This is a genomic window from Bacillus sp. C30, from assembly GCF_040838255.1.
GTDB classification, from domain to species: Bacteria; Bacillota; Bacilli; order Bacillales; family Bacillaceae_G; genus Bacillus_A; species Bacillus_A mycoides.
Genome location: NZ_JBFPJH010000104.1, coordinates 1 through 11040, shown reverse-complemented (window position 1 = coordinate 11040; position 11040 = coordinate 1). Strand labels below are relative to the sequence as shown.

10 protein-coding genes, 1 pseudogene and 2 other annotated features are annotated in these 11040 nt (G+C 38.0%); of the genes and pseudogenes, 1 reads left to right on the top strand and 10 read right to left on the bottom strand.

All coding sequences use genetic code 11. From position 1 onward, the window contains the following. Nucleotides 1–44: 44 nt before the first annotated feature. From AB3X49_RS12110 to trpE, 10 genes and pseudogenes are all read right to left on the bottom strand, one after another. Nucleotides 45–179: pseudogene (locus AB3X49_RS12110) on the bottom strand (DUF2278 family protein); the annotation flags it as partial. An 82-nt stretch (nucleotides 180–261) separates the two neighbouring features. Beyond that, entirely contained in the window at nucleotides 262–1761 is a 1500-nt protein-coding gene (locus AB3X49_RS12105) for an L-lactate permease (protein ID WP_367962275.1), read from the bottom strand. Nucleotides 1762–1888: 127 nt separating this feature from the next. Continuing rightward, complete coding sequence (locus AB3X49_RS12100; RefSeq protein ID WP_002086916.1) at nucleotides 1889–2239, bottom strand: DUF4029 domain-containing protein; 351 nt, start codon at nucleotides 2237–2239, stop codon at nucleotides 1889–1891. Nucleotides 2240–2313: 74 nt separating this feature from the next. Then, entirely contained in the window at nucleotides 2314–3090 is a 777-nt protein-coding gene (gene trpA, locus AB3X49_RS12095) for a tryptophan synthase subunit alpha (RefSeq protein WP_367962273.1), read from the bottom strand. Nucleotides 3091–3093: 3 nt separating this feature from the next. After that, complete coding sequence (gene trpB, locus AB3X49_RS12090) at nucleotides 3094–4287, bottom strand: tryptophan synthase subunit beta (protein ID WP_367962271.1); 1194 nt, start codon at nucleotides 4285–4287, stop codon at nucleotides 3094–3096. Continuing rightward, entirely contained in the window at nucleotides 4284–4898 is a 615-nt protein-coding gene (locus tag AB3X49_RS12085; RefSeq protein ID WP_367962269.1) for a phosphoribosylanthranilate isomerase, read from the bottom strand. Before AB3X49_RS12085 ends, trpB begins: the two co-directional genes overlap by 4 nt. Continuing rightward, entirely contained in the window at nucleotides 4895–5656 is a 762-nt protein-coding gene (gene trpC / locus AB3X49_RS12080) for an indole-3-glycerol phosphate synthase TrpC (RefSeq protein WP_367962267.1), read from the bottom strand. The genes AB3X49_RS12085 and trpC overlap by 4 nt, the downstream gene beginning before the upstream one ends. Nucleotide 5657: 1 nt before the next feature. Next, nucleotides 5658–6683 carry an anthranilate phosphoribosyltransferase gene (gene trpD / locus AB3X49_RS12075; RefSeq protein WP_367962265.1) on the bottom strand — a complete coding sequence of 342 codons (1026 nt, stop codon included), beginning with the start codon at nucleotides 6681–6683 and terminating at the stop codon, nucleotides 5658–5660. Then, nucleotides 6680–7267, bottom strand: coding sequence for an anthranilate synthase component II (locus tag AB3X49_RS12070; RefSeq protein ID WP_367962263.1), 588 nt, complete (start codon nucleotides 7265–7267; stop codon nucleotides 6680–6682). The genes trpD and AB3X49_RS12070 overlap by 4 nt, the downstream gene beginning before the upstream one ends. Continuing rightward, entirely contained in the window at nucleotides 7264–8682 is a 1419-nt protein-coding gene (trpE, locus tag AB3X49_RS12065; protein WP_367962261.1) for an anthranilate synthase component I, read from the bottom strand. The genes AB3X49_RS12070 and trpE overlap by 4 nt, the downstream gene beginning before the upstream one ends. A 51-nt stretch (nucleotides 8683–8733) precedes the next feature. Further along, nucleotides 8734–8978: a binding site (T-box leader), on the bottom strand. A gap of 42 nt (nucleotides 8979–9020) precedes the next feature. After that, nucleotides 9021–9259: a binding site (T-box leader), on the bottom strand. A gap of 307 nt (nucleotides 9260–9566) precedes the next feature. Between trpE and putP the strand changes: the two genes are divergently transcribed. Beyond that, a partial coding sequence (putP, locus tag AB3X49_RS12060) for a sodium/proline symporter PutP (RefSeq protein ID WP_367962259.1) occupies nucleotides 9567–11040 on the top strand: 1474 nt, incomplete at its 3' end.

Sequence of the window (11040 nt, the reverse complement as noted above, 5' to 3'; positions counted from 1 at the left end):
TCATCTCATTTTTTCTACAGTCTAGCTCAGCTCCAAAAACTTTGCAACAGAACCCGATAATCTATTTCTGCTTCGCCTTGTAAATGAACTTGATAATGAGGTGTTTTCCCTTTTCCAATCTTAGATTGTACAACTGTACCTTTTAATACACCGTAGTTTTTTAAGGGCATCTCTTTCATCTCCTATTCATTTAGTAGAAGCTGTTCATACTTTAGGCATTATCCATATAAAAAGAAAATCCTCCTTTCCCAGGAGGATTTTTTACTTTATCAATGCATACCAAAAAATCACCTCTACCACTACAAGTAACACCGCACCAAAAATCATTAACGTCGTCTTCTTTAATAGTTCATTTTCACGATACGGGATATTACATAAATAAGCACCTAGTGTAATGCGTGATGGGCAAGCGATTGTCGCTACTGATGATGCTGTGTTTTGGAGTGTTGTGACATATTGCCACGGGAGCGCTACGTTTTGCGCTGTTTGCATTTGTAGTTTTATAAACATCGCATTTGATCCTGCGTTACTACCTGTTAAAAAGCCGCCAATTCCGCCTATGAAAGGAGCAACGAAAACGAAAAATGTCCCAAATGTTTCACCAGCTGTTTTTGCAAGTAATGAATGCATACCAGATGCGCCCATTAGTTCTGAAATTGCAATGAACATCGTCGTTGTAATAGCGAAAGGAATCCATTGTTTTATCGTTTGCGAGAGTGATTGTTTCATAACATTAGATGGAATGCGGAAGAAAATAATTGTAAATAAACAAGTCATAGCGAGCCAAAATCCTGGTGAATATAGTAGCTCTAGTTTGTAAGAATATGATTTTAAATCGAGAACTGCATATGACCTGAGCAAATCATGTAATGCTGGAACGAGGCGAGAAAGTAAAATACAAACTGTTAAGAATATATAAGGGCTAATAATTTTTATAATCGATACTTCTCTCTCTACAGCCGCAGCATGTTCTGTTATAAAGTTTTGCTCACTTTTCCCTTTTAATTTAATGATTAGAAAGCCAAATGTAATGGTAACGATAGAACTTAATATCCCTGCTAGTTCAACACTTACGTATGCGTTAGAAAGATAGATTCCGAGAGAAAATAATAGAAAGAATCCTATCCCTTCCTTGCACTTTTCTATAACTGCCTGCCAGCCACCGACAACGTATAAAGAAAGGATGATAAAGTATGCGAAAATCGGGATGCTTAATAATGCTGTATTTGTACCAAGAGTTGTGAGCGGCATGTTAATAAGCTGAGAACCGATAATCGTACCCGTTGCCATCGCGCCCCATGAACTTGCAAGTAAACCGATAAACGAAAGTAGCACAGCTTGAAACGGTTTATAACCGAGCGAAAGAAAAATAGGTGCTGCAACCATAAAACCAATTCCGAATCCACTCACTGATTCAATAAGTGGACAAATACCAAAACACATAAGAAGCATTTGCAATAATCGATCGCGCGTGACTTGTTCTAGAAATCTCGCTACTTGATCGATGTATCCCATTTTGTTCATGAGGTGAAATAAAAAAATACCGAAAAATAAAACGTATCCGACAATAAAACAAATTAACCACCCTTTAATTGTTGCGTGTACAGTTTCACTTATCCCTAATTGAAACGTTGGCGAGAGTAAAACGATTCCGACAGAAACGGCATAAGAGATTAATGAGGCTCTTAATGACGTTTGTTTAAACAAAAACAAACAAATAAAAATCATCATAATCGGGATAAGTGCCAACAATATGGCCATGCTATCATCTCTTTTCGTAAAAATTGCAATTTTTAACTATTATATAACAGATGTTATGATTTTCAATTATTTTTATAACAGATTTAAAAAAGGAGCCGCTTGGCTCCTTTTTTGAATAACTAATATTTTATCTTTTATCCTGAAAAACCGTCTGCTGTCCAATCATTTTTTCTAGTACAACAAACACAATATAAGCACATATTACTTGCAATACAATATTCCCAAGTTTTATTAATTCAAATGAATGGATCCATTGGAATAATTCACTTAATAATACAATCGAAACGATACTAAATAGTTCTATACTAACCGAAAATATACATACTTCTAAAATAGATTGCTCTTGTATTCGATTTAATTGGGAAAAGATGAATACATATCCTAAAAACAGAGCCATCAACTCTATTTTCGTCATGCTAATGAGCCAAGCGTATAATGGTACAGTTAAAAGAAGATATAATAGTTTACGTCTTAGCATGCCTTCTCACCCTCTAAGTTATAAGTATTTTCTGTATGTTTTAACATTTATTACACAAAAGAAACAGAAGAGACTTAAGCCTCTTCTGTTTCTTTTACTGCATGTATTAACTCACAAATTTCTTCTCGCTTTTCATTTTCTAACAGCTCAATGACTTTACTTCCAGCGACTACTCCATCACATATTGTAATCATTTCTTCAATTTGCTCTCGTGTTGAAATACCGAATCCTGCGACTACTGGTAAGTGGACGTGTGCTTTTACTTTTTCTAAGTAACTACGAATCTCATCTTTAAAGTTTTGACGTACTCCCGTTACGCCCGCTACTGTAACAGCGTAGACGAATCCTTGTGATTCACTCGTAATTTTTTCGATTCGTTCAATAGGGCTCGTTACGGTAACGAGTGGAATTAAAGCGATATTCGCCACGCGAAGGAGCGGTGCAATAATGTCTTGTTCTTCATACGGTAAGTCTGGAACGATAATACCGTCCACCCCTGCTTCAAGACAGCTCCCAATGAAACGTTCCTTTCCGAATGCGAGTACTGGATTTAAATATGTCATAAGTACAAATGGAATTTGAACTTCTTGCCTCACCTCTATTAATGCTTGAAAAATACCTTTCAATGTTACACCACTATCTAATGCTCTTTTTCCTGCCCTTTGAATAGTTGGACCGTCTGCGACTGGATCTGAGAACGGAATACCGATTTCAACGATGCTTGCTCCTGCTTCATCAAGAAAACGAATTCTTTCTTTTAACTTTTCAAGTCCACCATCTCCGCCCATTACATACGGAATAAATGCTTTCTTGCCATTTTCAAACGCTGCTTTAATTTTTTCTACTCCCATTTTTTACACCTCTTCCATATAACGTTTTATACTCTCTACATCTTTATCACCACGGCCGGATAAACAAATAACAAGTCCTTCGTCTGTCTTCATTTGCGGCGCTAGTTTTAAAGCGTATGCAACAGCATGTGAACTTTCTAATGCCGGGATAATCCCTTCTTTTTTCGTTAATAATTGAAATGCTTCTAACGCTTCTTCATCTGTAATGGAATGATAAGAAACGCGGCCAATATCTTTTAGCAAGCTATGTTCTGGCCCAACACCTGGGTAATCCAGCCCTGCCGAAATAGAGTGTGCTTCTTGAATTTGCCCTTCTTCATTTTGCAGAAGGTACATCATCGATCCGTGTAAAACACCGACACTTCCTTTCGTTAAAGTGGCTGCGTGCTTTTCTGTGTGAACACCTTTTCCAGCTGCTTCAACACCGTAAAGAGCAACTTCTTCATCGTGTACGAACGGATAAAACATTCCCATTGCATTACTACCACCGCCAATACAAGCAACGACTGCTTCTGGTAATTTTCCTTCTAACGCTTCGTATTGCTTTTTCGTTTCTTTCCCAATTACACTTTGGAAATCACGAACAATTTGCGGGAATGGATGTGGCCCGAGAACTGATCCCATAATGTAGTGCGTATCGTGTACATGTGAAACCCAGTAACGAAGCGCCTCGTTTACCGCATCTTTCAACGTGCCGCTACCTGCCGCTACGCTTTCTACTTTTGCTCCGAGTAATTCCATTCGAAACACGTTTAATTTTTGTCGTCTCACATCTTCTTCTCCCATGAAGATGACGCATTCTAAACCGAAAAGTGCACATACAGTAGCTGTTGCAACTCCGTGTTGTCCTGCTCCTGTTTCAGCGACAACTTTCTTCTTACCCATTCTTACCGCAAGAAGTGCCTGACCGATTGTATTGTTAATTTTATGAGCTCCCGTATGGTTCAAATCTTCACGTTTCAAATAGATTTTTGCTCCGCCGCAATACTTCGTCATATTTTCAGCGAAATAAAGCGGTGTTTCTCTTCCAACATACGTTTGTAAATAATGATCTAATTCCTTTTGAAACGCTTCATCTTGCATCGCCTCTTTATATGCTTCTTCTAATTCTAATACGGATTGCATTAACGTTTCTGGAACGTATCGTCCTCCGTATATACCGTAATGACCTTTTTCATCTGGATATGCGTAGTTCATTTTGAACACTCCTTCGCTTTTTTAATAAATTGTTTTATTTTCTTTAGATCTTTCTTTCCTTCTGTCTCTACTCCGCTGCTCACATCGATCATATATGGCTGAACGGTTCGAATTGCTTCTTCTATATTAAGGATGTTTAATCCGCCAGCTAATATCGTTTTCTCTCGCAACTCATTTGGCATATGTGCGAGTAACTCCCATGAGAATGTCTTTCCGTTTCCTCCGTGGAACTTTTCTTTCGGGCTATCAAATAACAGATAATCTGTATCGTATTTTTTCGCACATTCAATATCTTTCTCTAAAGCTACTCCTACCGCTTTTATAGACGGAATATTCAATCTCCTAATTTGATGATTGTCTTCATCCCCATGTAGTTGCACATGCGTTAACCCGCACTCCTCTGCAATTTTCTGGATCACTTCTACTGATTCATTTACGAAAACACCTACCTTGAAAACGTGGACTGGAATTTCCCAAATAATTTCTTTCGCTAGCCCTGGGGTGATTTTCCGCTTACTTTCTGCAAAAACAAATCCAATTGCATCTGCTCCGTATTCGCAAGCATGTTTTGCTGTTTCAACATCAGTGATGCCGCAAATTTTCACTTTCATATGTTCACCTTACAGTCTTCGAAAAAGTTACTTATAGAAGATGATGTCATAAGTGCTTCTCCAACTAATACACCTTTTGCACCAGCTCGTTTGACGCGAATAATATCTTCTTTTGAATGAATGCCGCTTTCACTAATCCAAAGTAGGTTTTCCTCATTCAGTCGTTTTCCGAGCTTTTCAGTTTGGCTTAAATCTACTTCAAATGTTTTTAAATTACGGTTGTTAATACCGATAACGTGCGGATTTAATCGGATTGCAATTTCTAATTCCTGTTCATCATGAACTTCAACAATCGCTTCTAATCCTTTTTCTAGCACGTAGTTATAAAGCTCGTTTAATTTCTCTTTTGACAATGCTGCAACAATTAATAAAATAAGATCTGCTCCTGCTTCATACGCTCTATCAATTTGGATTTTATCGATTATAAAATCTTTACATAAAAGCGGAATGTTACTTTCTGCTCTTGCCGTTTGTAAGTCGTGAAACGACCCTTTAAAAAATTGACCGTCTGTTAAAATCGAAACTGCTCCAGCACCGCATTCTTCATATGTTTTCACTTGTTTTGGCACATCAACGTGTAAATTAATAGCGCCTTTTGATGGAGACGCTCGCTTTACCTCTGCTATTACAGTAAACTGCTCTAAAGCTTTTACAAGTGAGTGTGTTTTCCTTTTTTCTTTCACTGGTGAATATGTTTCATATAACTCCGCAACTTCTACTTTCTTTTGCTCTACAATTTTGTCTAAAATCGTCCCCATTTTAATTCACCCTTTCTAATTTTTCATGGCTTGCTGCAATTAATAAGTTTAGTTTGGCTAATGCTTTTCCAGAGTCAATGCTATGTGCCGCTAGTGTAATTCCTTCTTCAATCGTTTCTGCTCTTCCATTTGCGAAAAGGGCTAGACCTGCATTTAATAAAACAGTATCGCGATAGACACTCTTTTCTCCGCCTAATACTCCGAGCGTAATCTTTGCATTTTCTTTCGAATTCCCGCCTCTAATTTCTTCATTTTTCACTCTTGAAAAACCATATTTTTCAGGCTCAATACTCATTTCGATTATTTCATTGTCTTTTAAAATAGCGACGCAGTTTTCTCCTTGTAATGATGCTTCATCTAGAAGTCCACTTCCGTTTACAACGAGCGCTTGTTTTCTGCCAAGTTTCTGCAATACTTCCGCTACCGGCAATAACATATCTCGCTTATAAATACCGACAAATTGTGTTTCTAAATTAACCGGATTCGTCAACGGTCCAATTAAGTTAAAGATCGTCGGAACGTTTAATTCTTTTCTTATTTTCATAATGCGTCTTAATGCTGGATGCATCGCTGGTGCGAATAAGAAGGCAATCCCTACATTTTCTAATAAGTAGTCAATTTCACCTGGCGTACAACTAATGTTTACACCGAGTTCTTCTAATAAATCAGCACTTCCTGTTTTACTAGAAACAGCGCGGTTTCCATGTTTCGCAACCCTTACACCAGCTCCGGCAAGTACAAATGCCGATGTTGTACTAATATTGAATGTTTGCGCACCGTCACCACCCGTTCCGCAATTGTCCATCGCGCCTTTTATATGATTTGAAAACGGTAATGCCTTTTCGCGAAGAGCACGAACGAGACCGTATATTTCTTCTGCTGTTTCGCCTTTCGCTTTCAGCAATACTAAGAAAGCTGCAACTTCACTTTCCAATATGTTGTCACTTAATAAAAGAAGTCCCGCTTCATACATTTCTTCTTCTGTTAAATGTTGTCCCTCTACTAATTTTCGAAGATAACTGTTCATACTCTCTCCTCCTCTTTCACTTGTGCTAAAAAGGCACGTATTAATTTTCCGCCTTCTTCTGTTGCAATTGATTCTGGGTGAAACTGTAATCCGAAGAGCGGATAATAGTTGTGACGAACTGCCATGATTTCTCCGTCATCCATCGCCGTCGCGAGTATGTCAAAGCATTGTGGTAAACTATTTTGCGCTGCGACGAGTGAATGGTAACGCATTGCCGTTAGCGGCTGCGTAACGTACGAAAATATTGACGTTCCGTTATGTTTCACACGTGATGTTTTTCCATGTTTAATGCGCTCTGCTCTAACAATTTCTCCTCCAAATGCGGATATGATTGCTTGATGGCCCAGGCAAATTCCTAAGATGGGAACGTTCTTATAAAAGTGACGAATAACATCGATACAAATTCCAGCATCTTCTGGTTTCCCAGGTCCCGGTGAAAGCACAATTCCTTTCGGCTCCATCTCCTCTAATTGTTCAATTGTTATTTGATCATTTCTTAAGACGACGATGTTTTCTTCGTACTCGCCTAATAGTTGATACAAGTTATATGTGAAGGAATCATAGTTATCAATTAGTACAATCATTTCATAACCTCCAAAAGCGCTCTCGCTTTATTTAATGTTTCCTCATATTCAGCAACTGGATCTGAATCGTAGACGATACCCGCTCCTGCCTGAACGTACGCTTTCTCATCTTTCACAACCATCGTTCGAATCGCTAGCGCCATATCAAGGTTTCCTGAGAATGAAATATATCCAACTGCTCCGGCATATACATTTCTTTTTTCATGCTCTAACGTATTAATAATTTCCATCGCCCTTATTTTCGGAGCGCCTGATACTGTGCCGGCTGGTAAACAATACGCTAATGCATCAAATCCACTCGTTTGTTTTCGCAATGTTCCGTAAACTTCAGATACAATGTGCATAACGTGAGAGTATTTTTCTACTTTCATATATTTATCTATCGTCACAGAGCCAATTTCACTTACTCTGCCAATATCATTTCGTCCTAGGTCCACAAGCATCATATGCTCTGCTCGCTCTTTCTCATTTCCTAACAGTTCTTTTTCGATTTCCTCATCTTCCTGCTTCGTTTTCCCTCTCGGCCTCGTACCCGCAATTGGGTTTGTCATCACCTTATCGTCTCTTACTGATAGTAAACTTTCTGGCGAAGAACCGAGAACGACATAATCTTTAAAATCGATATAGAACATATATGGTGATGGATTTGCAATTCGAAGTTTCCGGTATAATGCAAATGGATCTCCTTTACATTCACTTTGCAAACGCTGGGATAATACAACTTGAAAAACATCTCCGGCCCGAATGTATTCTTTCGCTGTTTCTACCATTTCACAAAATTCTTTTTCAGTTACTGAAGAAGTAAATGATAAAGATGATATTACTTCACTCACCTTCTCTTCTTCTCCGTTTAGCACTTCCTCTTTGTATCTTTGCAATCTCTCGTATACTTCTTCATAAGAAGCTGATTCATCTTCCTTGCATACATATACAAATGATAATTTTTGGCGTAAGTGGTCATAAACGATAAACTCACGGTACAGTAAAAGGTGTACTTCTGGAATATTTAATGGATCGTGTAAATCTGCGCCAATGTTTTCATACTGCCGAATGACATCATAGCCAATATAACCAACTGCTCCTCCGCAAAACGGAAATGGACTGTCTACTTGTGCTGACGCGATTACTTCCTCTAACACTTGTAGTACGTTACCTTGCAACTTTTCTGTTTGGCCGTAAATCGTTCGTTCCACTTCCGTACCAACGCTTTTCACTTCACCATACGGATTACATCCTAAGTAAGAATAGCGCCCTTTATCTTGATGAAGCTGCGAACTTTCTAATAAAAACTTTTTCTTTCCCTTCATACGTCTATATAAAGAAATTGGCGTAATGCTATCTCCTTCTTCTTCAGCAATTACTAAAAATGTGTTTCTTTGTTCTTTTTGCTTCATAAATTCCTCTTTTGTCATCATGCCTTTCACCTCACTCTGAAAAATAAAAAAGTCCCCTACATATCGAAATATGTAGAGGACGATAAATTTACCGTGGTACCACCTCAGGTTGGACGCAAAAGCATCCCGCTTTATTCAGGTACAAAATATATACCTTATCCTTGTAACGGCGGAACCCGGGTTGCCTACTGAAAATAATTGTTCAGCATACCTCTCGTAAGCCCATTCCGTATATGGCACCGCACCGGGCTCCCACCTGTCCCCGGCTCTCTGAAACGTCTCCAATATACGTACTCTTCTTACTTAAGCGATTTAACATATTTAATTTTTTGTACACAAAAAGGGAGTACTCATCCTATAGAAAGGACGGGTACTCCCGTGGTGCCACCTTAATTCGTTACGAATGTAACGCACTTTGCCGTATCAAAAAATAATACGTGTCTCTTGTATCGATGAGATCATGTCGCCAAAGCCTACTTCTTTCGTTTCGGTTTGGAAGCTCCGAAGCCCATTCCACATCAATCCCATACTGATTCGCACCAACCATCAGCTCTCTGACATGTTCATCATGTGTACTCTTCTTCATCAACGCTTGCATTTTTTTAAGTTGCACTCATTATAGACCTAACTTTTTTCACAAGTCAATACTTTTTTCAAAAAAATATTTCTCCCTTCTTTTAATATTATATTGACAAAACAACGTGTTTTTATGTAAATATAATAAATACTCTATTAAAATTAAGGTTTTTTCGTCTGAAATTTATATATTAAAAAATTAAAACGATGTCAAAAAACGCTTACATTTCTGAAAATTCATATTTGTATATGGATTTTTCAGAATAATCATGATAGATTATAAATATGCATAATGCATCAAAAGACATGACAAAAGGAAGGGGAACTACATGAGTACGCAGATGTTAACTTTAACTTCTATCTCTATTTACATGCTCGGGATGTTAGTAATCGGCTATTTCGCCTACAAACGAACGTCCAACTTAACAGATTATATGCTTGGCGGGCGTACACTAGGCCCCGCAGTAACAGCATTAAGTGCTGGAGCATCCGATATGAGTGGTTGGCTTTTAATGGGATTACCCGGTGCAATGTTTAGCGTTGGATTAAGTAGTAGTTGGATTGCATTCGGCCTAACACTAGGCGCATACGCAAACTGGCTTTATGTCGCTCCTCGCTTACGTACCTACTCTGAAATTGCAAACAACTCTATTACTATCCCAGAATTTTTGGAACACCGTTTCCACGACAAATCTCATATGCTACGCTTAGTATCCGGACTTGTTATTATGATTTTCTTTACTTTCTATGTAGCTTCAGGATTAGTTTCAGGCGCTGTATTATTTGAAAATTCATTTGGTATAAACTATCATGTTGGATTACTCATTGTAGCCGGCGTTGTTGTAGCTTATACACTATTTGGTGGTTTCTTAGCAGTAAGTTGGACAGACTTCGTGCAAGGAATCATTATGGTAATTGCTCTTATTCTTGTTCCTATTGTAACAATTATGAATTCAAACGGACTTGGACCTGCATTTGATACAATTCGATCTGTAGATCCAACACGTTTAGATATTTTTAAAGGTGCCTCTACTTTAGGAATGATTTCTTTATTCGCATGGGGCCTTGGTTATGTTGGACAACCTCATATTATCGTACGCTTTATGGCTATTTCGTCTGTAAAAGAAATTAAAAGCGCACGAAGAATTGGTATGAGCTGGATGATTTTCTCTGTTGTCGGAGCTATGTTTACTGGTCTTATCGGTATTGCTTACTATTCACAACAAGATTTGACATTATCTAACCCAGAGACAATTTTCCTTGAACTCGGAAAAATTTTATTCCATCCACTTATTACTGGATTTTTATTAGCCGCTATTTTAGCCGCTATTATGAGTACAATTTCTTCTCAGCTTCTCGTTACTTCAAGTGCAGTAACAGAAGACTTATATAGAACATTCTTTAAGCGTTCTGCTTCTGATAAAGAACTTGTATTTGTCGGTCGTATGGCTGTTCTTGGTGTTGCTTTAATTGGGTGTGCATTAGCGCTTAAACAAAATGATACGATTTTAGCTCTTGTTGGATATGCTTGGGCTGGATTTGGTTCTTCATTTGGACCTGCTATTTTATTAAGCTTATATTGGAAACGTATGACGAAATGGGGCGCGCTTGCTGGTATGATTTCAGGTGCAGCCACAGTAATTATTTGGACACAGTTTAAGTTCCTAAAAGATTTCTTATATGAAATGATTCCTGGTTTCGCTATTAGTTTAATAGTGATCATAATTGTTAGTTTACTAACTAAACCTTCAAAAGAAGTTGAAGAGCAATTTGAGAATTTTGAAAAACAACATATTCATAATC